Source organism: Streptomyces sp. NPDC054961, assembly GCF_053609145.1.
The window spans coordinates 1-23,484 of the sequence record NZ_JBSGWY010000019.1; the positions used below are offsets into that span (position 1 = coordinate 1).

General features: G+C 68.5%; 19 protein-coding genes and 1 pseudogene. 15 read left to right on the forward strand and 5 right to left on the reverse strand.

Going from position 1 to position 23,484, the window contains the following annotated elements; translation table 11 throughout:
- Positions 1-208: 208 nt before the first annotated feature.
- Both ACWF9Z_RS18535 and ACWF9Z_RS18540 read left to right on the forward strand, forming a co-directional pair.
- Complete coding sequence (locus tag ACWF9Z_RS18535) at positions 209-2,590, forward strand: hypothetical protein (protein ID WP_453603364.1); 2,382 nt, start codon at positions 209-211, stop codon at positions 2,588-2,590.
- A 231-nt stretch (positions 2,591-2,821) separates the two neighbouring features.
- Entirely contained in the window at positions 2,822-3,568 is a 747-nt protein-coding gene (locus ACWF9Z_RS18540) for a transposase (RefSeq protein WP_453603366.1), read from the forward strand.
- An 88-nt stretch (positions 3,569-3,656) separates the two neighbouring features.
- Here the strand turns inward: ACWF9Z_RS18540 and ACWF9Z_RS18545 are convergent, their stop codons facing one another.
- Positions 3,657-4,394, reverse strand: coding sequence for a dienelactone hydrolase family protein (locus tag ACWF9Z_RS18545; RefSeq protein ID WP_453603368.1), 738 nt, complete (start codon positions 4,392-4,394; stop codon positions 3,657-3,659).
- A 514-nt stretch (positions 4,395-4,908) separates the two neighbouring features.
- Here ACWF9Z_RS18545 and ACWF9Z_RS18550 point away from each other — a divergent pair.
- Positions 4,909-5,100: a hypothetical protein gene (locus ACWF9Z_RS18550; RefSeq protein WP_453603370.1), complete on the forward strand. Its 192-nt coding sequence runs from the start codon at positions 4,909-4,911 to the stop codon at positions 5,098-5,100.
- Positions 5,101-5,142: 42 nt separating this feature from the next.
- Positions 5,143-5,307, forward strand: a complete 165-nt coding sequence (locus tag ACWF9Z_RS18555; protein ID WP_453603372.1) for a hypothetical protein — start codon at positions 5,143-5,145, stop codon at positions 5,305-5,307.
- Between the two features lie 529 nt (positions 5,308-5,836).
- Here the strand turns inward: ACWF9Z_RS18555 and ACWF9Z_RS18560 are convergent.
- On the reverse strand, positions 5,837-6,988 hold the full coding sequence (locus ACWF9Z_RS18560) for an ISAs1 family transposase (RefSeq protein WP_453603373.1): 1,152 nt from the start codon (positions 6,986-6,988) through the stop codon (positions 5,837-5,839).
- A gap of 1,964 nt (positions 6,989-8,952) precedes the next feature.
- Between ACWF9Z_RS18560 and ACWF9Z_RS18565 the strand changes: the two genes are divergently transcribed.
- The gene (locus ACWF9Z_RS18565; protein WP_453603374.1) at positions 8,953-9,828 is read left to right on the forward strand and encodes a universal stress protein; all 876 of its coding nucleotides are present in this window, start codon (positions 8,953-8,955) and stop codon (positions 9,826-9,828) included.
- Positions 9,829-9,988: 160 nt separating this feature from the next.
- Here the strand turns inward: ACWF9Z_RS18565 and ACWF9Z_RS18570 are convergent, their stop codons facing one another.
- Positions 9,989-11,266, reverse strand: coding sequence for a peptidoglycan-binding protein (locus ACWF9Z_RS18570; RefSeq protein ID WP_453603376.1), 1,278 nt, complete (start codon positions 11,264-11,266; stop codon positions 9,989-9,991).
- 718 nt (positions 11,267-11,984) lie between these two features.
- On the opposite strand from ACWF9Z_RS18570, the gene ACWF9Z_RS18575 reads away from it, so the two are divergent.
- Both ACWF9Z_RS18575 and ACWF9Z_RS18580 read left to right on the forward strand, forming a co-directional pair.
- Positions 11,985-12,302 (forward strand): transposase family protein, encoded by a 318-nt coding sequence (locus ACWF9Z_RS18575; protein WP_453603377.1) that lies wholly within the window; start codon positions 11,985-11,987, stop codon positions 12,300-12,302.
- A complete protein-coding gene (locus ACWF9Z_RS18580; RefSeq protein ID WP_453603379.1) occupies positions 12,290-12,553 on the forward strand; it encodes a hypothetical protein in 264 nt (87 codons plus the stop codon). The genes ACWF9Z_RS18575 and ACWF9Z_RS18580 overlap by 13 nt, the downstream gene beginning before the upstream one ends.
- A 105-nt stretch (positions 12,554-12,658) precedes the next feature.
- Here the strand turns inward: ACWF9Z_RS18580 and ACWF9Z_RS18585 are convergent, their stop codons facing one another.
- Positions 12,659-12,931, reverse strand: coding sequence for a PLD nuclease N-terminal domain-containing protein (locus ACWF9Z_RS18585; protein WP_356652446.1), 273 nt, complete (start codon positions 12,929-12,931; stop codon positions 12,659-12,661).
- 391 nt (positions 12,932-13,322) lie between these two features.
- Between ACWF9Z_RS18585 and ACWF9Z_RS18590 the strand changes: the two genes are divergently transcribed.
- The 3 genes from ACWF9Z_RS18590 to ACWF9Z_RS18600 all read left to right on the forward strand — a co-directional run bounded on the left by ACWF9Z_RS18590 (position 13,323) and on the right by ACWF9Z_RS18600 (position 17,454).
- Entirely contained in the window at positions 13,323-14,627 is a 1,305-nt protein-coding gene (locus ACWF9Z_RS18590) for a hypothetical protein (RefSeq protein WP_453603380.1), read from the forward strand.
- Positions 14,628-14,647: 20 nt separating this feature from the next.
- Positions 14,648-15,556 (forward strand): metal ABC transporter substrate-binding protein, encoded by a 909-nt coding sequence (locus ACWF9Z_RS18595; protein ID WP_453603382.1) that lies wholly within the window; start codon positions 14,648-14,650, stop codon positions 15,554-15,556.
- Positions 15,557-16,452: 896 nt separating this feature from the next.
- The gene (locus ACWF9Z_RS18600) at positions 16,453-17,454 is read left to right on the forward strand and encodes an aminoglycoside phosphotransferase family protein (RefSeq protein WP_453603384.1); all 1,002 of its coding nucleotides are present in this window, start codon (positions 16,453-16,455) and stop codon (positions 17,452-17,454) included.
- Positions 17,455-17,516: 62 nt separating this feature from the next.
- Here ACWF9Z_RS18600 and ACWF9Z_RS18605 read toward each other — a convergent pair.
- Positions 17,517-17,775 (reverse strand): annotated as a pseudogene (locus ACWF9Z_RS18605) (HNH endonuclease); the annotation flags it as partial.
- A gap of 248 nt (positions 17,776-18,023) precedes the next feature.
- On the opposite strand from ACWF9Z_RS18605, the gene ACWF9Z_RS18610 reads away from it, so the two are divergent.
- From ACWF9Z_RS18610 to ACWF9Z_RS18630, 5 genes are all read left to right on the forward strand, one after another.
- Positions 18,024-19,238, forward strand: a complete 1,215-nt coding sequence (locus ACWF9Z_RS18610; protein ID WP_453603385.1) for an MFS transporter — start codon at positions 18,024-18,026, stop codon at positions 19,236-19,238.
- 790 nt (positions 19,239-20,028) lie between these two features.
- On the forward strand, positions 20,029-21,396 hold the full coding sequence (locus ACWF9Z_RS18615; RefSeq protein ID WP_453603386.1) for a pyroglutamyl peptidase: 1,368 nt from the start codon (positions 20,029-20,031) through the stop codon (positions 21,394-21,396).
- A gap of 743 nt (positions 21,397-22,139) precedes the next feature.
- The gene (locus tag ACWF9Z_RS18620) at positions 22,140-22,721 is read left to right on the forward strand and encodes an NAD(P)-binding protein (protein WP_453603388.1); all 582 of its coding nucleotides are present in this window, start codon (positions 22,140-22,142) and stop codon (positions 22,719-22,721) included.
- A 6-nt stretch (positions 22,722-22,727) separates the two neighbouring features.
- Positions 22,728-23,228, forward strand: a complete 501-nt coding sequence (locus tag ACWF9Z_RS18625; RefSeq protein WP_453603389.1) for a hypothetical protein — start codon at positions 22,728-22,730, stop codon at positions 23,226-23,228.
- Entirely contained in the window at positions 23,225-23,476 is a 252-nt protein-coding gene (locus tag ACWF9Z_RS18630) for a hypothetical protein (RefSeq protein WP_453603391.1), read from the forward strand. The genes ACWF9Z_RS18625 and ACWF9Z_RS18630 overlap by 4 nt, the downstream gene beginning before the upstream one ends.
- Positions 23,477-23,484: the final 8 nt, after the last annotated feature.

The window sequence follows — 23,484 nt, forward strand, 5'->3', positions numbered from 1 at the left end:
AACGGCTCCAGCCTTGCCCACTGTGCATCCGTCAGATCTCCACGCGCCACACCAAGATCATCACCGATCAAGATCCACTTTCGCAACAGACCCTAACACCTACGTACTGAGCCCGGCCCTGCGCCTGGCCGGTATCGAGTACGAGCGCGAGGCCGATCCCGGCCTGCCAGTAGCCTCAAACCTGCGCCGGTGGGTTGATCTGCGGGACGTGACGCTGATCGGCAAGGTTCGCCTACCCGCCTTCGGTACACAGGCAGACGGCCGACTGCGGCTATTGATGACGTCCGAGGTCACCGATGCTGCCAAGCTCCTGGCCTGGGTCCAGCAAGATCTCAGTTCCATCCCCGTTGTGATCGCGTTCATCGGCACCCTGTCTCCGCCCCAACGCCGGGCCCTGGCCGCCGCGTGCGCCGAACATCCCGCCAAGCCGGTGCTGGTGTTGGATGCTGCTGCCCTGGCCTATTTGGCCTCCCGCGGCAGCGGCCAGTTCACTTTGACCGAGCGCATCCTGGCCCCGTTCAGCTCCATCAATCCCTACACCCCCGACGCCAACGAAGCCGTGCCAGAGGAGATGTTCTACGGTCGCGGCGAGGAGCTGTCCGCCGTCACCGACCAGCACGGTGTCAGTCTCCTGTACGGCGGGCGCAGGCTGGGAAAGTCGGCCCTCCTGCGAGCCGCCGGCCGCCGCCACGCCCTCACCGAAGGTCATATCGCCCTGTACCTACCGCTACCCAGCAGTCTGGCCTCTGGCACGGAGGAGATCTGGGACATGATCTTCACTGAGCTGGGTCGGGCAGGGATCGGCCTGGCCCCCGGTCGACGCGCCCCCACCGCACATCGGCGGGTCCGAGACGCCATCGCCGCCTGGCTCGATCAAGACCGAACCCGGCGGTTGCTACTCCTGCTCGACGAATGCGACTCCTTCTTCGACGCCGAAGCGGACCTCGGCTTCCAGCAAACAACGCGCTTGCGGGACCTTATGAGCGCTACCGAACGCCGCTTCAAGCCGGTCTTCGCCGGCCTGCACCAAGTCCAGCGCTTCGCGGGCCTACCCAACCAGCCGCTCGCCGAGGCGCATTTCGGCAGGGCACGGAGCATCGGCCCCCTCTCACCAGGTCCGGCCTACCGCCTCCTGCAGGAGCCCGCCGAAGTCCTGGGGATCAACTTCGCGCACGACAGCCTGATCCACCGCCTTCTGGCCTACTGCAACTACCACCCCAAGCTCCTACAGGTCGCCGGTGAGGCCCTCGTCAGCGAAGCACTGGCCAGCCGCACGCCCGACGGACCGCCCTGGACCATCGACAACGACATCCTCGAACGCGTCATCGGCTCCCCGGACCTGCGACGTCGCATCCGCGACACCGTGCGCCTCAACCTCAACCTCGACCCCCGATACAAGGTCATTGCACTGCTCATCGCGCGCAACGCCCACACCCACGGCGTCGAACACAACATGAGCACCCGCACCCTGCGCCAGGAGTGCGCCGAATGCTGGCCCGAGAGCTACCACACGGTCGACGAATTCCGTGTCCTGCTGGAGGAGATGGTAGGCCTGGGCATACTGGCCAACGAACGTGACGGCTGGCGCCTGCGCTCCTCCAACGTCCTGCGCCTATTGGGTACCCCCGACGCCATCGAGGAAGAACTCCACGCCCACGACCCCAGCGACATCCCCACCCGCCTGTCCATCAGCCAGGCCCGCCGCCCCCTCCCCGGCGCCCGCATCAGTCCCCTGACGGAACAGCAGATCGCAGGACTGGTACGCCGCAACAATGCGCTGCGCATCGTGCTGGGCACCAATGCCACCTGCCTCGACGACGTCACCACCGCGCTGGCCGACCAGCAGCAACGCACCCCCAGCGACCTGGCGCCCCTGATCCAGCCAGCCACACCCCACGCCTACCGCCAGGCCCTGAGCGCAGGCAAGGCCCGCAGCCCACACCGGCTGATCATCAGTGACATGCGAGACTTCAAGCCCGACGCCGTCGAGACCGCCCTGCGCGACGCCATCACCCGCCAACCCGCCTCGGGCGTCACCCGCTGCGTCATCGCCCTCATCGACGCCGGGAACCGCGAACACCTCGAAGTCCTGTCTCACCATGCGGAAGAGGACATCCTCGTCCCCCTGCAACGCGCCACCGCCGACGGCATCCGCAGCTGGGTCACCCCCAACGACGTCCTGACCGCCTTCAACGCCCCCGAAAACCGCCGCCGCCTCTACACCACGACCGGCGGTTGGCCGATTCTGCTCAAACAAGCTGCCGACCTGGCCGCCGCGAAGCACAGCGCCCCCGACATCTGCCAAACCCTGCACGACACCCTAGCCACGCCCGCCGGAGCCAGACAGCTCCTGGAAGCGGCCGCCCTGACCGATCCGGCGCTGCAGGGCATCCTGCACGACCTGGCCGAACTCGACGAGCCCCTGTCCGAAGACGACCTCATCGACCTCCTCACCACAGAACACTCCGACGCCGCCGGCGCTCTTGCCACCCTGCGCAACCTGGCAGCTCTGACCGAGACGCCCGGCACCGCAGAGTGGGCACTGGAATCAACCATCGCTGCTGCCTGGCGTGTACACGGACCACGCTAGCCAGTTCCCCTGGCGCGACGAAGGTCAACTCCGTTCTGGAAACTGGAGCTCGTACACCCAGCCCGGTTCATCATCGCTGCCGTTCGCTTTCGGCGGTCTCCCACTCGAAGGCCGGATGGGAGACCGCCGCCCTACGAGCTCGTAACAGGATCTTGCTGAAGTGGCCTGGTCGGCCGTGACCGGTGTGACGATTCGACCGTTCGGAAGGGTGTGAGTACTCGGCCGTGGATCGTGAACGACGACTTGTGGGCGCTGATCGAGCGGCTGCTGCCGCCTTGGCCCGAGCGGTCGCCGGGGCCGCGGGCGGTGGCGGACTGGCTGTGTGTGCAGGGGATCCTGTACGTGCTCTTCAACGACATCGCCTGGCAACTCCTGCCGCTGGAGTCCAGGTTCGGCTCCGGACAGACGTGCTGGCGCCGCCTGGACCGCTGGCAGCAGGCCAGGGTCTTCGACCAGCTGCACCAGATCCTGCTCGCCGAGCTCAAGCGGCCGGCCAACTCGACTGGTCCAAGGCATGCGTGGACGGCTCCCACATCCGCGCGAAAGAGGGGGCCCCGACACCGGCCCGTCGCCGCTCGACCGGCGGAAGACGGGCAGCAAACACCACCTGATCTGCGACGGACGCGGCGCCCCCGCTTCAAAGTCATCACCACAGCGGCCAACGTCAACGACGTCACCCAGACCCTCGCGCTCGACGACGGCATCCCACCCAATCGCGGGCAGGCCCGGCCGGCCCCGCCAGCGCCCCGAAGCCCTGCTCGGCGACAAGGGCTACGACTCCAACCCGAACCGGGAAGAGCTGCGCAAACGCCGGATCCTGCCCGTGATCTCCCCGCAAGGGCTGCCCGAACATCAAGGGCATGGGCAAGCTCCGCTACGTCGTCGAGCAGACCTTCGCCCTGCCCCACCAGTTCAAACGACTTGCCGTCCGCTGGGAAGGCCGCACCGAACTCCAGAGGCGCTGGCCGCACTTGCTGACGGCGTCGAGCGCGACTTCCGCATCATCGAAGGCCTCGACTGACGATCGAGGCTGCGTCGGCGACGAACACGAAGCCGACCGCCTGGGTCATGCCCCCAGGTCCTCCGTCACAGGCAGGCACTCGGCGAGCAGGTCGACGACGTCGCGCCAGGCTCGCTGCGCGTGCTGTGGGTGGTAGCCGACGCCGGGGACCACGGGGTGGTCGACCGGCGGGTGGTGGAAGGCGTGCAAGGCGCCGCCGTAGACCGCGAGGCGCCAGTCGACGCCCGCGGCCTGCATCTCAGCGGTGAACGCGTTTCGTTGCGCGGGAGGCATGATCGGGTCTTCCGATCCGACCCCGGCCCACACCGGGCAGCGAATGCGCGCCGCCTCGCCCGGTCGGCCCGTGGTAGTTGCGTTGACTGTCCCGATCGCGCGCAGGTTGGCGCCGTCGCGCCCGAGTTCCAGTGCGATGGCACCTCCCGTGCCGTAGCCGACGGTGGCGATCCGGTCGGGGTCCGTCCGGGGCTCGGTGCGCAACACGTCGAGTGCCGCATGGCCGATGCGCCGCATCCGGTCGGGATCAGCGAGCAGTGGCATGCAACGGGCCAGCATCTCCTCGGGGTCGCCCAAATAGCGCCCGCCGTGAAGGTCGAAGGCCAGCGCTACATATCCCAGTTCGGCGAGAGCATCGGCCCGGCGGCGTTCGACGTCGCTGAGCCCCATGCCCTCTGGTCCGAGCAGCACCGCGGGCCGGCGGTCGACACCGGCCGGGAGCGCGAGGTGCCCGATCATCCTCAAACCGTCGGCCGGATACTCGACCGTACGCGTCGTAATCGGCGTCATGAGAATGGACTGTAGTGATCGTCGAGCCCGTCCGGCCGCTGTTCTGCCGCTGGCAGAACAGTGTAGGTGTCCCGCTGAAATACGGGACGGGCCCGGCGCTCAGGGCTTCAAGATCATCCCGCGCCCGCGCGCCCCCCGCAGGGACCGCCGCACGGCGTAGCGCTGCCATTCCGCCGAGGGTGCGACGGCTACGAATCAGGGGACGTCCGGGTCCGCGCAGCAAGACGGCGAGTCGGCGCCCGCACCGCAGCGCCTTGAACTACGCAGCGGTCGAACACCCCCTGCCCTACGATCAGGCACCACGAATTCATTGGCACAGGTGTACGACAGAGAGTTTCGGGTGCGGGGGTTGCGTGAACAGGGCTGGGGCCGGGGACTCATGGCCGCGGCCGCGCTCATCTGAATCTGGCTCGGCTACCTGCTCGTATTCCCCTTCAGCGTCGACGAGGGCGCGAACTCCGAGCGGATCGAGTGCGAGTCCCGCGCTTTCCACCAGGACAACAGGCGTTCTGCGGTGTCGTACCGTGCGGACGCGGGGGAAGACCGCGACGCCGAGCGGGACTGGGCCCCGCTACCCGCCGGCATGCTCCTCTCCCTCCCCTTGGCAGCTCTCGGCACCGGTCTGTATGCCACCGGCACCGCGGCAGCCCGCACTGCCGCGTACGCCGCCGACATCACCCGCCTGAACGCCACCAAGGAGCTTTGAGTAGCTCACGCTGCGGCCCTCGGGGAGAGGATCGGACGACAGGTGCGACTCGGTTACGGCGTCGCCGTCGCCTACATCAGGGCCTCCGTCAAGACCGTGGACGACACCTTCGAACCCTGGCGCGACCTCATCAACGACATCCGCGCCCTGCGCCTGAACGTCTACGACGTCGCCGACCGGCTGCGCTCGCTGCGCCCCACTTCCTGATCAGGCGCGCCCTTGCCGGTGAGCCCTTCTCGGCGAGGGCGCCCCACTGGCGGTGCGGGGCTTCGTCGAGCACCATGCCGTGAGCGTGCTGGCGTGGGCGGCTGTAGGTGGTCTCGGTTTCGCGGTCTGGTGGGGCGTGCTCCGGCGGCTCGCATTCCAGCGGCGCCCGCTGACGCCGGGCCACTCATCGCGCCGGGCGGTCAGGCACTCGTAGAATTCTCCCCGGAAGCGTGACGCTTCCGCGAACGGCTCCTGCCTGACATCGTGATGCAGCAGACTCTCCCCTGGCGGCCTTGGAACGTCTCGCGACGTGGTGAAACTCGCGCTCTGGTCAGCACGAAGGATCACGCCAAGGCCGGCCCTACGTCCGCCGAACCCCCTCCTGAGCGATCAAGTTCGGGGCGCCGTCCGAGGCCGGAAGAAAAGGAACAACTAAGACATGCCCCTATTCGACGATCACCGGGTACGGGGGCGCCAGGGGGCCGCATCAGGGGCATTGCAAAGTCTGATGATCTTGTGAGTGTGCTGGTCAGGTGATGCCCGGGAGGTCGAGTGGGCGGGTGAACGGTTCGTAGGAGGCGTGTCGGAGGCCGGCGGCGACGTTCTGGTGACCGGCTGTGCGGACGGTGTTGATCGCCAGGTTGCGCAGGGTTGCCATGTTCTCGGGGCCGTGGCCGGTTCGGATCTTCGAGGCGTCCTCGCGGAAGGTGGTGTCGCGGACGAAGTGAAGCCGGTTCTCGATGGTCCACTGCGAGCGGGCGAGCTGGCCGAGCCGCTGCGGCGATGCCTGATGTGAGGTCAGGTCCGTGACCGCGTAAACGGTCTCGCGGCTGACCTTGCCGGTCGTCAGGTCGGTTCGGTGGCGCAGGATGCGCACGGCCTGGGCGGCGTAGGGAAAGTCCAGACCGAGGCCGGTGACGGTGAGTGCCCTGGTCGCCCGGGTCTCCCGGCGCCCGTGGCCCCTCTCGCGGTCGTAACGGCGCGACGTGACGTCCTTCCATGGCAACGACTTCAGCCGACGGTGCAGTTCGGGCTGGTTGGCCTTGACCACGAACAGGTAGTGGGCCTTCTTCTCCTCGACGAGGAAGCGGACGTGGCCGCGCTGGGTGTGGAGCGCGTCCGCGGTGATGGTGACCCCGGTCAGGTCGAAGGGCTTCAGCAGTGCCGCGAAGCAGGTGATCTCATTCGTCTTGTCGGGGACGCGCAGTTGAGTGACGGTCCGGCCGTCGTCGGTCATCGCGGCCAGGAGGTGGGCGGCGGGCGAGGTGCCGTGCCGGGAGCCGCGGGCGGCCTTGCCGTCGATGGCCAGTGATTCCGAGCCGGCGGGATCAGCGCCGGTCAGATCGGCCAGGCCGCCGGGGCAGGCCATGCCGACGACCCGGCGGATTGTCGCGACACTCGGCGTGACCCGTACGCCGAGTGCCCCAACGACGCGGGCGCCCAGCCGGGCCAGGGCGTGCTGCGGGGCGTTCGCGGCCCACTGGCCGATGGCCGCGAACGACTGCGCGCCGCCGACGACGGCGGAGGCGGCAACCAGCAGCACGGCCACGAACGGGTGACGTACTCCTCGGCGCCGACGCGGATCGGGCAGCAGCCGCAGCCGCTCCACCAGCGACAGTCCCGCCACGTTGTCCAGGACCGGCGACTTGATCAGGCAGACGGTGGCAGACTTGCGGCACATCGAAGCTCCGGTGGTTCGAGGCGACTTGGAGGTCACCCCGTTCAACCGGAGCTTCGTTGCGTTCGTGACGGGCCAGTCCCGACCCCTTGCACAGCCGCGACCTGCGGACTCAAGCGCTTGCGGGGACTTTGAAACGCCCCTGGGGGCCGCATGGTGAGGTCCCCGGCTCAGCAGCCAGGACCCTCGCCACGCAGCCATCGCAGGACTGCACGGCTGCTGCGCTGTCACAGCAGAGCAGGAAACCTCCGGCACGCGGGTGAGTGACGGCCGCGCGACGCGGGTGACGAGGGAGGGGCATCACTCCGCCTCCAGGAGCGTTGGTCAGTCCTGGGGATTCTCGCTGACGACGTTGGGAGGCGTGCCGGGGCATGCGATGCCTGCCCCCCTGTCTGCGAGTCGGCAGCGTCTGAGCAGGCGTGGACCGGCGCCTTTCCCCTCTCCGCCATAGCGTTGATCAGCGGGATATCCAGTTGGCTCCAAGGCTCTTCGGCCGCCCGAGGATGCTGGCAGGCGCCATAGCGACGGTCGGCCTTGAAATCGACGCCGTTGTTGTCCAAGGCCTCCGAGCCGTCCGAGCGCAGCACCGGGTTGTTGTCGGGAGCCATGAAATCTGCGCAGCAGCCATCTGAACTGGTGATATGCAGTTCGAGTGAGGGGGCGTGGATACAGCACCGCTCCGGTGGCCGTTACCCAGCAGCCACAACCTGGCCGGCCGTGACTTGGGGAGGTTCAGGTAGCAGCGGCGCGAGGTTGTCCCGTACGAAGTCAGCGGCCCTCTGGACCGACTCTTCGGCCCCGGCCTGGTCTTCAAAGACGCTGGTAGAGAGCATCACTCCACCCCCCGCGTCAACCCAGTAGTAGGCCACGAATCCAGGCACTTTGCGAAGGAGAGGTACGAACCCCTCTTCCACTCGGCGCCCTGCCTCGGCAGGATCAGTCACCCCTTCATACCGTCGAACCACTGCGTACATGGCTGCTCTCCTCACGGATCCCAAAATCGCCTTGTACGAAACGACCTACCCCCACCGTGCGCCGCTGGCTCGCGGGAGATCCGGAAGGCACTCGGATAGGCGCACCGATGATCCAAGACGGCATCCCCTGCAGCCAAGGGCGGGCGCGCAGGGCGAACCAGCTTCACGAAACCGCGGCCGTCCGCGCAGACTCGTTGACATTCATTGCACTGACCTCAACGAGCTTCACCACCCTCCGTCACCACCGGATGTGAGACAGGGCCGTTCCTTTTCCAGTCCGGCGACCAGCCGAGCGGCCCGAGTGAAGTGTGCCGTCCCACCAGGCCGCGAAGGTGACCATCTGCACGGTGGATGGCATTCCCGTCATCGGCTCAGACCCTTCTTCCATCTCGAAGAGTAGCCACTTACCGTCCTTCCCCGGCCCTCACCGACACCCCCGGACCGGGCTGCGTAGGTGCGACGTGGTTCTGGCTCAACTTCTGGATGCGGTTGACGATCTTGCCGACCGATCCGATGAGTCGAGCGGCCGTGCCCAGCGCGGCGCGATGGGAGGGTGGCCCCAGCGGACACATGCCCCGGTGGGATCGAGATCGAGCGCAGGACAGAGGTGACCCGGGCAGCGTTCGGTGCTGCCGTTGAGGACGCTGTCACGCGGACAGGTGAGGGTCCAGGCGTAGTAGCAGTTGTTGATGTGACTCATCGCCCGGGCGCGGGAGCGCACCCGTGGGTCGGTATGAGGCTCCCGGATGGCCGCCACCAGGGCGTCGTGCTCGTACCGGGTGTTCGCATGGGCTGCGGCGGCCGACGGCATGGGGCGTGGCGGGTGACGCCGTGCTCGGCGGCCGGGACGCGGACGGACGTCCATCGGCGTGACAGCCCAGGAAAGAGTCCTTCCTCCCAGGAGCCCGGGGCTTTCGTCCCTGCCCGCACCGTTCGGGGATCGCTCAGGATGAAGAGCATGACGTTGATACAGCGCACGAACCCGTCGCGGCCGTGAAGTCCGCGGACAACGCGAAGCCCGCGCCGCCGCGGCCCGTCGTCGTCGCCGTGGACAGCGCCCCACACAGCATCCCCGCGTTGGATTGGGCGGCGGCGACAGCCCAGCGACGGGGCACCGACCTGCTCGTGGTCCATGTCCGGCCCGACTACGCGCCCCTCAATACCCTGCGCCCGCTTCCCGTTGGGGCCCCGGGCCACCAGGACACCGTCCTGGCCGAGGTGCAGGACATTCTCAGGGAGCGTGAGGGACTGCCCCACGTGCGGTACGCGTCCCCGGCCGGCGCTGTGGCGCACACGCTGGTAGCGCTCGGGAAGCACGCCCAGGTATTGGTGCTCGGCTCGCGTCGGCGTGGAGGACTCGCGAGCCTACTGCTCGGCTCGACCAGCCTCGCGTGTGTGGCGGAGGCGGCCTGCCCGGTGGTCGTGGTGCCTCCTGGCCCGCGCACCGCTCTGCGTCCGGACCGCCATGGTCAGGAACGGGTGGTCCTGGGGCTCCACCCCGAGCTCACCCCCCACGCGGCGATCGAATTCGCTTTCCTGGAGGCGCGCGGACGCGGTACGGCGCTGGAGGTGCTTTCGGTGTCCACGTCACGGCGGGCCGCTGCTGCAGAGGAGGCCCAAGGCCATCGACTCGACGCCTTCAGCCGCAATGACTACCGGGATGTGGACGTTGAACCGGTAGTGGTCGCGGGCGCCGCGGGTACCCGGCTGGCTACGAGGTCGAACGCCGCGGGCCTGGTCGTGGTCGGGCGGCCTCGGCGATGGTTTCGCACCGCCGCCTGGCCATCGAACTCGGTCGCCAAGGCGGTCGTCATGAAAGCCGGTTGTCCTGTAGCTGTGGTGCCACGGGGCGACGGCGCATCAAGCTGAGTCGTACCCTGCGCGATCTCCTCCTTGCTCCCCCCCTCGGTGCGCCGGGACAGGGCCGAGGCGGATTCTGCGGACGTGACCGTGGGAGGAGATGGGCGAGAGCCGGGCCCCGGTGCGGGGTCCCGGCTCGCGCCCATCTCCTCCTCTGCCGAAGACGGGGCTATGCGAAGAGTCGGCGCCAGGTCTCCGGCCCCGGGTAGCCGTCCGCTGAGGATCCTGTCCAGCCTTGGGCGCGTTGGAATGCTTCGACGTTGCGCCGGTCGCTCTCGGTCCACCGTTCCCCGGGACCCTGGGTGTAGTGCTTTGCGAAGCCCTTCTTCACCAACTGCACGCCTAGTTTCTTGACGTGGGCGTTGACGGCGCCCGGACGGAAGTGGCCCGCGCCGGGGAAGGCGGTGCCGCTCTCGCCGCCACCAGTGCCGATGTTCTTGCCCTTGCCGTTGACGAGATAGTCCCAGGTCGCCTTGCCGGGGATGCCGTCCGCGTCACTGCCGGTCCAGCCCTGAGCCCGTTGGAACGCCTGGGTGGCTTTGCGGTCCGCTTCCGACCAGCGAGGACCGGGACCAGAGGTGTAGAATGAGCCGCCGCCACGCTTGACCAGCATCCGGCCCAGTTCCGCTACATGCTTGTTGTTGGCTCCCGGACCGAAATAGCCGGCGCCGGGGAAGGCGGCGCCGCTCTCACCACCCTCTGAGCTCAGGTTCTTGTACCGGTACGCCACGTAGCGCGAGGAGTTGTTCCAGTAGGCGTAAGGCGTCGTACGCTTGAGTGTGTGCGGTCGGGTCTGGTCGTAGGCGATGTACTGGGTCTTCGCCGAGTTGGCCCAGCCGCCGAAGATGACCACGTGCGAACCGGCCACCGGATTGGCCGAGTTGTGGAACAGCAGCATGTCACCGGGCCGGAGTTCCCCCTTGGATATGCGCGTGCCGTATGAGGCCAGACTGCCGGTCCATTGATTGTCACGCAGGCCCCACGCACTGGAAACGAACCCTGAACAGTCCATGCGGTAACCGTCTGACCAATAGCGGTTCATGTCGTACGGCACCTTGGCGTTCACCCAGGCCTGGGCCCGGGCGATGATCTGTTCCCGGGACAGCCGCATGTCCTGCGAGGCCCGACGGGACGGCGCTCCGAACAGCGGCCCTGGCGCGCCCTGCCCGCTTCCCGTTGCCGCAACGGTATCGGCCGTAAAGGAGGGGGCAGACCGCTGTGGTGCGGCGTCGCCCGGTGCCGACTGTGCCCACTGTGCCGCGAACGATGTGCCGGCCCCACTCACGAGTGTGGCGCCGCCCACCAGAGTGACCACGACGGCAGATTTGGCGGCGTTGAGGCCATGAAGACCTGACCGGCGGGCGGCGCGGGCCTCATGTACGCACCCCGCGCAATGACACTGTGCGGGGGCGTGGATCTCGTCGAAAACGGGTGCGGAGGTCGTCACTTCGCAACACCCGTTCCGTGGTGGAGCCGGGTGCTCTTACGGTCGGCCGTCCCGCTAGCACGGGGAATAGTACGCATATAACTTCTCCTGTCGTTTACAAGAGTGATTTCGAATGGCGAGGGTCACAGCCGCCCGTTGATGACTCCATGTCCCGGAACAGGTGCAGGGTCACGGACCCGACTCTCGGCAGTCCTCGCCTGGTGCGCGCTCGGCCCAGGGCGATTCGCACAAGGGGAAAGGTGCTGCGCCATGTCGCAATCCCCGGCAGCCCATGGGGCCTTATCGGGCAGCACCCGGAGGCCGTTGCGCTGGGATCATCTGGTCCTCGATTTGCGCCTCTACCGCCCCCGCCCCCTCGGACTGGGCAAAATTGCCACTTCTACCTATCACTCCCCAGGGCCGCCAGCAGGCGCTGAGATGCACCCGCAGGACCTGTTCACAGCATTAATGATCTCTCGAATCAAACGTTACTGACGGGGCGTAAGGCAGCAAGGGACGAAAGTCCCCCTACGGACGGGCTTCCGACTTATTCGACTTGGGGGCCGGGCGTGGGATTACCCGAAGGGGCAGGGCTGATTCATGGTCCTGGCGGCCCAAGGACTGCCCAGTCAGGGTGATGTGACGACCCTTCACCATGGCAGCAGCGCCCTGCCCCCTCACGCAACGAAGCTCCGGTAATCAAGGGGACCTACCAAGTCGCCCGACCACCGGAGTTTCGATGTGCCGCCAGTCTGCCGTCGCCTGCCTGATCAAGCCGCCCTCGCGTCAGCAGCGTGAGGCTTCGGACAGTGCCGCCCGGTTGAGTGCTCTGCCCGATCCGCGTCACCGGCGCGGTGGGCGGCATACTCTTGCCTCGGTGCTGCTGACCGCTGCCTGCGCGGTCCTGGCCGGCGCCCGCTCCCAACTGACCATCGGGCAGTGGGCCCGCCACGCACCCCAAGGCACCCTCGCCCGCCTGGGGTTCCATGCGAAGGGGCCGCTCGGCATGTGCGCCCGCCGGCCCCGCCCTCCACCCTGCGTAAGGTGCTGGTCCTGATGTGCCCCGGCGGGCTCGCCGACCTTCTCGTCTGCGACCCGGCCGGCACGCAGACGGTCGCGATGGACGGCAAGAGCGCGCGCGGCTCGCGCACCGATGCCACGCCCGCCGCCCACCTGCTGTCCGCCGTCACGGCCGCCGGCCGTGTCGTCAGCCAACTACGAGTGCCGGACAAAACCAACGAGATCTCCGCGTTCACCGCCCTGCCGGCCCCTACGGGAACCGGGTTGAGCATCGGATCGGGCCGTTGAAACTCGCCGCTGATGCGCTTTCCGCCACGGGGCGACTGCCCGGCTCACCCTGAGGCGTCATTCGCTGCAATGAAGGGCCCGTGCGCCGCGTGGGCGCCCTCGGGATCAGGCGACGCCCGACTGATGCTGACGCTGGGCGTCGCGGCGGCCGACGAGGAACCAGAGCAGGCTTCCGAGGAAGGGGGCCACGACAGCGAAAACGACCCAGCCCAGCTTCAGCCCTCCAGCGAGGCCGGACCTGGCGATGCTGACCACAGCCGCTACGAAGAACGCCACGTAGGCGATGGCAACGACCGCGAGCACACCCACGGCTGCCACGCTGATCGCCCTCTCGCTCGTAGCGGCAAGTGTCATCTCGTGTGCAAGCTGCGGGTTCATCGCATTTCCTCGTGGTGGGGATCTTCGGAGTTCGCCCGGCGGGCACCTCCACTGAAGCCAGTCTGCCCGCCCCCGAATGCTCGCAATGTCATACTTTGCTCCCGATTCGATCATCCGGAGGTCGGACAGCCCTCCGAGCTTTACGGCGGAGCTGGTCGCGTGTACCCGCCCCCCAGGAGGCGAGCCCTCACTCGAGCGAGCCGTCCCTGTCGACCCGCCCCCCATCGAGGGAGGCGCACCGAGACGATTTCACCCTGCTCATCTTCCGCGCAGCAGACTGCGGTTCGACCTGCCCGAGGGTCTCCCGACGTCCCGACACGGGGCCGAACGCCTCGGAGTCCCGTACTGTTGGCAATGATTTTCATTTCTGACTACTCCGGACGGTTTCACCATGCGCACCCGACCTCTCGCGGCCACCGCCGTTTGCACCGCCATCGTCTGCACTGCGTGCGCCGGCGGCAGCAGTACCGCAACCGGCGACGCGGCTGCTTCCCCCACCCCGGCTGCGCCGGCTGCCGCCGGCTGGCCCGCGGAGTCGAAGTCGGGCTGCGGTCAGTCACGCCCGCGCGCGACGATCTCGGACGCCGACTCCGGCAAGACGGTCGTTGTCGACATCAACAGCGGCAAGCAGGTCGGCGCCTTCGACCTGGCGGGCAAGGCCAAGCTCGCCTCCGCGGGCGGCGATCCACTGCTGGTGGCCACGCAGGGCGAGGCCGGCACGGTCCAGCTGATCGACAACGGCGTGCGCTGGATATCGCACGGCGACCACGACGACACGGCCCACGAGGCCCCGCGCGTGCTGGAAGGCAAGGGCGAGGGCAAGAAGCCCTCCCATGCGGTCGCCAAGGACGGCACACTGGCCGTGTTCTACGACGGCACGGGTGAGGTGGACCTGATCCCGGTCGGCAAGAAGGCCGTCGGCAAGCCGCTCGCGGTGGAGCGCACCCTCGCGTCGGGCGCACCCCACCACGGCGTGGCCGTCCCCATGGGCGAAGACACCCTGCTCACCTTTGCCGACGAGGACACGACCCAGAGTCTGCCGGGCGGCCTCCAGGTACTGGGCTCCGACGGCGCCAGGAAGCAGACGTTCACCGGGTGCCCGAAGCTGCACGGCGAGATCCCGCTCGGCAAGGACGCCGCGTTGTTCGGCTGCTCGGACGGGCTGGTCAAACTGTCGCGGGAGAGCGGCGTCTGGAAGGACACCAAGCTGCCGTACCCGGCGAAGGACGACGAGGCGCAGCGGGCCGGGACCTTCATCGGCGCCGAGGACGGCTCGGCGGTCATCGGCGACTGGGGCAAGCGGGCACTGCTGGTGATCGACCCCGCCGCCGGTGGCACCACGGAGGTGAAGTTGCCGGCCAGCCTGTCGGCCATGGCGTGGGACCCATTCTGGAACCGCGGCGTGATCGTCACCGACGACGGTCAGGTGCACACCCTCGACCCGAGGAATCCCAAGGAGTTGCACAGCCTGAACGTCCTCGACAAGCAGCCCCGGCCCGAGGGCAAGAAGGCACCCAAGCCCGCGATCGCGATCGGTGAGAACCGCGCCTACGTCACCGACCCGGGGAGCAATCAGTTGGTGGAAGTGGACCTCGGAGAGAGCGGTCCCCTCGCCAAGAAGCGCACCATGACCCTCGACTTCACCCCTGGCAGCATCGTGGTGGGCGGTCTGGACAGCGAACTCGACGAAGGCTGACGGGAACTGAGGAACGGATCATGAAGAGGACCCGGATGAGATACGTGCTCGGAGCCCTGGTGGCCGTGCTCGCGTCGGCGGCTTCGCTGACCGCCTGCGGCGCAGGCGGCAGCGCCCAGTCCCCCAGGCTGAATGTGGTCACCGGTTTCTACCCGTTGACGTTCATCACCGAGCGGGTCGGCGGGGACGCCGTTCGGGTCACCGACCTGACCTCACCGGGCGTCGAGGCCCACGACCTCGACCTGTCTCCGCAGCAGACGAGCATGCTCGGCTCGGCCGACTTGGTCGTCTACGCCGAGACGATGGCCCCCGTCGTGGACAAGGCGGTGGCGACCACCGAACCGAAGCGAACCCTGGAAGCCGGAGCCGTGGCAGGCCTGCGGCATACCGACAGCAAGGACTACGGCAAGGTCCCCGACCCGCACTTCTGGCTGGACCCGCTCCGGGTCGCCAAGGTCACCGAGGCCATAGGCGAGGAACTGGCCAGGGCCCAGCCCGAGCACGCCGAAGAGCACCGCGAACGTGCCCGGCGCCTCTGCGAGCAACTCACCACACTGGACGAAGAGTTCCGGGCCGGGCTGGCTTCCTGCGCGCGCAAGGATGTCGTCACCTCGCACGCGGCCTTCGGCTATCTCGCCTCGAGGTACGAGCTCAACCAGATCGCGATCAGTGGTGTCAGCCCGCAGGCCGAGCCATCCCCCGCCCGCATCCGGCAGATCCAGCAGGCCATCAAGGACAAGGAGATCACCACGGTCTTCTTCGAAACCCTCGCCACCCCGAAGATGGCCGAGACCCTGGCGACGGACCTCGGCCTCAAGACGGCGGTCCTCGACCCGGTGGAAGGTCTTGTGCCGGGCAGCGGCGAGGACTACCTCAGTCTCATGCGCGACAACCTCGCCGCTCTGCGCACCGCCCTCGACTGCCGCTGACGGAGCCCCTTCCACTACACCAGCGCCGAGTTCTGGGAGGAGATCCGCACGTCCGGCTGCATCGACACCACGTCCCAGGCGGCACGCCACCTGGACGGGCAGGCCAGCCGTGTGTGGCTCACGGACAGCCACGGACACGACAGCGGCCCACGCGACCCGGACCGAACCCTCGTCCGGATATCCGTCGCCCCGGTCCCGTCCCTCCTCTACCGGCCGCTGTGGCGCGAGCTGTGCGACAACCGCACCGCCGTGGACCAGGCCGGCGGCGACCCGGCAGCCTGGTACCTCACCCACCAGCCCATCACAGCCGAGCACTGGGGCACGGTGACCCGCATCGACACAGACGAAACGCTCCACAGCCACGGACCTCGCCGAGCAACCGGTCTCGGCATGGGCGACGATGCCCACCCCCACCCGGATCGCCGAAGCCGTCCGCCGCCTCGACCGGCTCAGGCCATCCGACCCGTTCCGCGCCTACCGGATCGACCAGCAGATCGCGACCCTGGAAGCCATCGTCGAACGGGGAGAATCACGACAAGGCCAACGAGCAGCATGGCGAAGGAACCCCCGATCGCCCAGCGGGCGCCTCCGCCGTGCACGGCGACCGCACGGCGCCCGGAGGACAGGCGACTTGCTGTACCCACCTCAAGAAGACCCCACCACAGCGCCCTCCTCCCCCACGCCCCGCGGCTACACGCACAACGACAAACCTTCACCGGGAAACGACAGCGGCCTTCACGACCAAAACGACAGCTCCCACAACTCCGCCAACCCCATCACCAGCACAAACGCCTCACACACCCAGTGCAGACGACTGATGCCGTCCACTGGAACTCCCACGACGCCCATCAACGGAGGACACCATACGATCGTATGACGGCGGCCCGAAGGACTCGATGACGAAGACGGTCAGGCACGCCGGCACCCCAGCACCGTTGCTATTCGGGAGCGTCGTGGCCTCCAGCCGGTCTCAGTCCCAGGTCGAAGTTCCAGCGGCCCTGGCCGTCTCGCAGAACAGTGATGCCTGGCGGGCATGGACCGCTGCCCTGCCGACCCTGGCCGAGGAGTTCTTGGACCGCTGGAGTCTGCGACTGGATGGGCCGCCCGTGCACGGGGCTGTCGCACTCGTACTGCCGGTACTCCAGGCAGACAGCTCGCCCGCGGTACTCAAGCTCCAGCCCGTTGACGAGGAAACGCGAGCCGAGCCGCTCGCCCTGCGCGTCTGGGGCGCCCACCACGCGGTCGGACTACTGAACACCGACCCCGACTCCGGGGCCATGCTTCTGGAACGTCTCGATGCCGCCCGATCCCTCGCGACGGTGCCCGACGGCACTGCGGCTCTCCAACACCTTTCGGAGCTGCTGAAGCAACTGGCCGCCGTTCCGGCCCCCGCCGGCTTGCGGCTCCTGTCCGACATCGCCCGAGCCATGCTCGACCGGGTCCCCACATACTCCCGCTCTCTTGCGGACCCCTCTGAGCGACGACTGCTGGCTACGTGCGCGGCTGCGATGAGGGAAATACTCGACGAGCCCGGCGACCGGCTGCTGCACTGGGATCTGCACTATGACAACGTTCTCGCCCCTCTTCCGTCCTCGCATGTCTCGGGTCGTGCTCCCTGGCTCGCCATCGACCCTAAACCCCTTGCTGGCGACCCCGGCTTCGAGCTGCTGCCCGCCTTGCGAAACCGGTGGGACGACATCATCGGCACCGCCAACATGCCCGGGGCCATACGGCATCGCTTCCACCTCATGACAGAAGTCGTCGGTCTGGACCGGGAGCGGGCCACCGGATGGACACTCGGCCGCGTCCTGCAGAACTGCCTCTGGGACATCGAGGACGGCGCGGTCACACTCCAGCCCGAGCACAAAGCAATCGCCCAAGCACTATTGGCCTCCTGACTCCTGCGGTCACGGGGCCAGCCAGCTCGAACTCCCCCACCCCGAGCCCGGCCCGGGCAGCTTTACGGTGCCGGGGTGAACTCCACGTCAGTGCCGCCGCAGCCGGCCGCGATCTCCAGCAGGCGGTCGCGCTCCGGCTCGTCGACCGCGAGGCCCCAGCGGAGCTTGGTCGCGGTCCGCTCGGCGCCGTACCGGCACAGCGGCGACCGCGGACGGCGGCAGCCATTCCGCCGGATCCTGATCGGCCTTCTGACGTTTTGAACGGGCCGTCACCGCAACCAGGCTGGCCTCCTGGCCGAGGTCGTTCGCGGAGACCTCACGTCACGCCGCAATCAGCTCGAGGACCCTGCTGGTGGGGAGCGTCATTCATACCGTGCTGTATTCCATTTGAGGGGCTCGCGGAACGCACTGAGAGAGCCCCGCTGCGCCTGATGCCTCCCATCGCCGCGTTACGGCGGATCCCGTGTCGCAAGGAGGGCACGGGATCTTGGTGCAACTGGGGCGGGGTTGTGACCGCTGCTAGCCTGCCGTCCATGATCAAGGGTGGCCTGGCAGGCCGAATACGCCGCATGGCAGGGGACAGCACGCCGGAGCGCGTGCTGATCGCCGCCAGTTTCACCAACCGGGTCGGCAACGGTCTGTTCAACGCGGCGTCGGCGCTCTATTTCACCTTGGTCGTAGGCCTGCCCGCGGTGCAGGTCGGCGCCGCGCTCACCATCGCCGGAGTGATCGGCCTGTGCGCGGGGATACCCGGAGGGCATCTCGCCGACCGGCGCGGGGCGCGCACGATCATGATGCTGGCCCTTACGATCCAGGCGATGTCGATGGCGGCCCTCGTCCTCGTCGATAGCTGGGCCGCACTCACGATCATCGCGACGGTCGACCAGATCGCCGCGGCGGCGGGTGGAGCGGCCTGGGGCGCTCTGGTGGTCCGGGTCGGGGGCGATCGCCCGGCCCTGTTCCGTGCCAAGCTGCGCACCTTCGTCAACCTGGGCGTCGTCCTGGGAACGGTGGGTGCGGGACTGGCGCTGGCCGCGGACACCCGCGGCGCCTATGTCACGCTGATCCTCGGCAACGCGGCGAGCTTCGCCTTGTGCGCGGTGCTGCTGCTCCTGCTGCCCCGCTATCCGGTACTGCCAGCGCCGCCGCAGCAGCGGCGCTGGCTCGCCTTCACGGATCGTCCCTTCCTGGCGTTCACCGCCCTCTACGGGGCCATGGGACTGCAGTACCCGGTGGTCTCGCTGCTCCTGCCGATCTGGATCTCCGCACACACCGAAGCGCCGCGCTGGACGGTGGCCGCGCTGTTCGCCGTCAACTCCCTCTTCTGTGTGCTGATGCAGACCAGGATCGGCTCGCGTATCGAGACCATGCACGACGGCGGCCGGGCGTTTCGCACCGCGGGGCTGCTCTTCCTCGTCAGCTGCCCGATGATTGCGTTCGCGGCGTACACCCCGGTCTGGGCGGCAGCGGGGCTGGTCCTGGCCGCGATCTTCGTCCACAGCCTGGGAGAGGTATGGGAGTCCTCGGCGGGCTTCGCCCTGGGCTTCGGTCTGGCCCCCGACCATGCCCAGGGCCAGTACCAAGGTGTCCTCGGCCTCGGCTTCAACGCGGGCCAGGCTCTTGCCCCCGCGATTCTCACCACCGTGGTGCTCGGCCTCGGCACGACGGGCTGGCTGCTGCTGGCGTTGTTCTTCGCGGCACTGGGCGCTGCTGGCCCCTCTCTTGCCCGCTGGGGCATGCGGACCCGGCAGCAGCAGGGCGTTGCCGCGGAAGTGACAGGGTGACCAGGTAGTACGGTGCCCTCCGGCGGGTTCATCGCGCGGCGCGCGAAATCGACCACCGTGTGCGGGATCTCGTCCAGCTTCGGGAAACCCCCCATGCACTGGTACGACTTCAGCACCAGCAACTGTGCGAGCACAAGCTCGTCGCAGTACGATCTGTAGCCCAATCGACCTCGTCACGGTTCGGTTGTGCGGGCTTCAAGGTATGCGGTCCAGTCGGTTGCCGGTCCGGTCCTCGACCGCGAGCGGGAGCGCGGAGACCGCGTCCCCGATCGGCAACACCTGCGGCACGGTCGCGCGTTCCTCGGCCGCGTGCGCGGTGGTGGCAGGCAGGGCAGCGGCCGCGATCGCGGTCGCTCGGGGCTGCGACCCGCAGCCCCCGCATCAACCGCCGAAGCCTTCTCCACCTCACTGCGGGCAAGCACCTGCCTCCGGAGCCGGTGACACCGCGTCCCCCCGGCCGTGCGATCGACGGTCACCTCACACACGAGGTTCGCTCGCCAAGGAAGCCCGAACGCCTGAGTTCTAATGAGCGGCGCCGTCCAGCAGATGTGTCCCCTCGGGCGCGCCTTGCCGCCTGTCGTCCTTCGTCTTCCTGCGGAGACCCGGGGGGCCTGGGCCTGCGGATCGAGTCCGGCAGGTAGCACCGTCCTCGTCCAGGTCGGCCAGGACCGGGCGGGGCCGTGCCCGTCCGGCCGGGCGCAGCTCCGTACCGAGCTTTGACTTGTCGTGTTCCGTGCTTGCCTCGAAATCACCTGCCCCTCCTCTCTCCCTCTGCGTAATGTCACATGGCATGCTGACCTTCCGCCGTGCGGCCCTCATCGCCGCCCTGCTCGGCGTCACCACGGTCCTGCCTCCCGCGGGCGCCCACGCCGCCGCCCCACCCCCCTGCGGAGCCGAGGCTGCCTCGCCCGCCACCGGTCCCGCCGCCGAGCCTTCGGCTAACCCCTCCGCCGCCCGTGACCCCGAGCAGGCGCGCCTCGCCGATCCGCGGACCGCCGCATTCGCGGAGCGTGCCGCGTTCGGCGAGTTCGTACGCCGCTTCCCGGTCGCGCTCTGCTCCGCGCGCGACGCCGCCGAGGCGGGCCGGCTCCTCGACGCCTGGGGTGAGGCGCTGTGGCAGGCCGCCGTGAACCGGGCGCAAGGGCGCCGCCCCGGCGGGGACCTGGCGGCCGGAGACGACCGCCCGCTGTACTGGACCCGACTGCGGATGACTGTCCAACTGGCCGACTGGAAGCCGGGGTTCCCGGTCGACCGCTCTGCCCTGCGCACCCGTTTCGAGGACGCGTCGCGGGGTCTGATCACCAACGAATTCCGCGGCACCCCAGGCGTGCGGCGCCTGTTCGTCAGCGGATTCGACCCCTTCGGCCTGGACACCGAACTGCGCCGGGCCAATCCCTCCGGCTCAGCGGTACTCCAGCTCAACGGACGCCGCCTCACGCTCGCCGACGGCACCCCCGTGGAGATCCGGGCCGTGGTCCTCCCCGTGCGCTACGCCGACTTCGACGCCGGGATCGTGGAGCGCGCGTACGGTCCCCGTCTCGCGGCGGGTCCGCGTGCCGCCGACATGATCACCAGCATCAGCCAGGGCTACCCTGGAATCTTCACACTGGAGGCTTGGGCCGGACGCGCCCGCTCGGCCGACCCGTACCCGGACAACGCCGACGCGCTCTCGGGGGGCACGTACGCACACCCCGTCACGGCGCCGGGCCTCGGCCCGGGAGCGGAGTTCCTGCGGACCACCCTCCCCACCGACGCCATGACCGCCGTCCAGAGCCCGTACCCGGTGCTGCTGAACACCGAGGTCAGTGAGATCCCCGCGGGTCAAGACAGCCCCGTGGACCGCGCCGACGGGCCGACCTCCGGCTCCCGCGCCGTTGCGGGCGGAGGCGGCGGCTACCTCTCCAACGAGGTCGCCTACCGCTCCAACCGGCTCCGGACGGAACTGAGCCCCCGCCTGCCCGGCGGCCACCTGCACACGCCCGTGCTCACGGGGCTGCCCGCCGAGCCGAACCAGCTGACCGGCGCCGCGTTCGAGCAGAACGAGAGCGCCATCGCCTCGGAGGTCCTGGAGGTGTTGCGGCATTCTGCCCCCGCGGGACCGTGCCCCGCCGTTCCCGGCCGTCAGCCTGGTGGGGATGCGTGTCGCGATACGGACTGAGATGTTGCTGTCGGTGGTGCTGGTGGCGGTGACCTCGCTGAGTACGGCGACGGGGTGGTGGATCGTGCCCGCAGCCACCTGGGGAGAGAAACCTGCCAGGTGGTCGGGGCTGCAGCCGTAGCAGAAGTCGGACCAGGGCACCGGGGCGCGAAGGCCGGGGGTTCTTGGCCGGGGGCTTCCGCGGGTGCGGGCCGTGCATCCGGAAGAGTGAGGGAACCGCTGCCCGGATGGGCAACTCCGCATCGTCGCGGAGCCGGTCCGGGAAGGCGCTCCGCTGTCCACGCTTTGAGCGCGACAAGGCCTCTGCGCCCGACTGTCGGGCGGGTACCGGATTGCCGTGATCGGTCGCGCTCCGGTGCTGGATACCGTCAGAGACGGAGGCGGCGTACACGGGTCGAGCCTCGTCGTACTGGTCACAGGAACACCGGTCCGCAGGGCCGTGCTCGGGCAGGTTCCGCAGGCCGGTTGTGGTGATCGGGATCTTTGGGGGCGGCGACGAGTGGGGAGCCAGGCAACCGGATCCCGCTCCGTTCGAGGGAACCCGAGGTCGCCTCACAACGATGTCAGATGCCCAGGCTGGGACGTGTCTTCACCCGGCCCTCTCGCCTCCCGCGTGCACCCCCGACGGGAGCGGGTCGGGGATCGTGGGGGCCATGGCATCAGTGGAAAAGTTTTGGGTGGCCGCGGTGCGTGTTCACGAGCGGTGATCATCGGCAGGCTCCGACCGGCATGACGGTAGGCGTGTGGTGATTCCGACACCGGCCGGCGGGGACGGGCGGGATGTGCGTGTGGTGGTGGTCGGGGCGGGGTTTTCGGGTCTCGGCGCCACCATCCGGCTGCGCCGGGCGGGGTTCGGCGATGTGCTGGTGCTGGAGAAGGGTTCGCAGCTGGGCGGTACCGATGCGAGCGGCGTCGTGCCTGTGCGGGACTCCAGTACCGGCATCGCCCAGATCAGCGGTGAAGTCGGCATCAGGGCCTGGAACTATTGCATCGACGCGGGCTACACGACAGAAGAGGTACTCAATTCCTCCGTCGCCGCGGGCATATGGAAGATGTGGCACAAGCTGAACCAGGAGAACCCGCACAGTCACACCACCGTCCCCCTCATCCACATCTGGGGAGCCGGCGGCAAGCCCGGCGGTAGCAACCTTCCGGGCGGGGAAAAGGTGCTTCGGACCCCGCAGCTCAACTACACCCAGGAGGAGACTTTCGAGATCTTGCGCCGGTACCAGGGGTGGGGAGACATGGCCGAGGCGCATGCCCAGACGCGGATGCCCCTCTACCAGCTGTTCGAGAAGTACGACCTCTTCATGCGCGGACTGTGAGGCTCAATGATGCTCAAGGCGGCCTCGGGCTCGACCTCGGGGCATGACCCCGTCGCCCTGCTCTTCGTCATCCTGTTCTGCTTCGTCGCCCTGGCCGCCTGCGGTGTGTACCTCATCGCCGCGACCACCCGGCGGGGCGGCCTGGCGGCCACGGTCTGGGGCCCGTGGCGGGACGTGGCCCTGCTCTGCGCGTGCGGAACCCTCACTTTCTACCTATGGGGGTGCCTGCACCTCCTGTTCCTGGACGAGACCCGCCAGTTCGCGGCCTGTCTGGAAGCGGGCGGATCGCAGAAGGCGGCGCGCGTGGACGCGTTCGAGGGGGATTTTGTCCCCCTGCGCCTCCTGTGCCACATCGACAAAGGCGGAAGCTACTCCGCGGGCGTACCGGGCTACGTCAATCCGGTCGTCGCCGTCACGATGATCGGTGCCGTGGCCACGGGCGCCCTTGCCGCGGCCAAACGTACTCAGTTCAAGAAGAAGCCCCCGATGAAGGGAAATGAGCGTTGAACCAGCTGGACGTGTCACGTCGTGCGGCCCTGGGGCGGGCAGGCGGTCTCCTCGCCGTCGCGGGTCTCGGAGCGATGCCCGGATCCGCTCTGCTCGTCACACCCGCGTACGCCGACCCGTCCCCCAAAGTTCCGGAACGGGACGACAATCAGAAGACGCTGCGGCGGCTCAAGGAGGAGCAGGACAAGATCTTCACCGGCAAGCCGAGCCCGAATGGCTGGGAGGTGACTCCTCCCCGCCATAGATGACGGGGTTT

Bases quoted from the DNA above. Each gene is read 5' to 3' on its own strand.
- ACWF9Z_RS18610 (WP_453603385.1), top strand. From the start codon at position 18,024: ATGGCAGGGGACAGCACGCCGGAGCGCGTGCTGATCGCCGCCAGTTTC.
- ACWF9Z_RS18600 (WP_453603384.1), top strand. From the start codon at position 16,453: ATGACGAAGACGGTCAGGCACGCCGGCACCCCAGCACCGTTGCTATTC.
- ACWF9Z_RS18545 (WP_453603368.1), bottom strand. From the start codon at position 4,394: ATGACGCCGATTACGACGCGTACGGTCGAGTATCCGGCCGACGGTTTG.
- ACWF9Z_RS18560 (WP_453603373.1), bottom strand. From the start codon at position 6,988: ATGTGCCGCAAGTCTGCCACCGTCTGCCTGATCAAGTCGCCGGTCCTG.
- ACWF9Z_RS18575 (WP_453603377.1), top strand. From the start codon at position 11,985: ATGTGCCGCCAGTCTGCCGTCGCCTGCCTGATCAAGCCGCCCTCGCGT.
- ACWF9Z_RS18615 (WP_453603386.1), top strand. From the start codon at position 20,029: ATGCTGACCTTCCGCCGTGCGGCCCTCATCGCCGCCCTGCTCGGCGTC.
- ACWF9Z_RS18625 (WP_453603389.1), top strand. From the start codon at position 22,728: ATGATGCTCAAGGCGGCCTCGGGCTCGACCTCGGGGCATGACCCCGTC.
- ACWF9Z_RS18585 (WP_356652446.1), bottom strand. From the start codon at position 12,931: ATGAACCCGCAGCTTGCACACGAGATGACACTTGCCGCTACGAGCGAG.
- ACWF9Z_RS18590 (WP_453603380.1), top strand. From the start codon at position 13,323: ATGCGCACCCGACCTCTCGCGGCCACCGCCGTTTGCACCGCCATCGTC.
- ACWF9Z_RS18595 (WP_453603382.1), top strand. From the start codon at position 14,648: ATGAAGAGGACCCGGATGAGATACGTGCTCGGAGCCCTGGTGGCCGTG.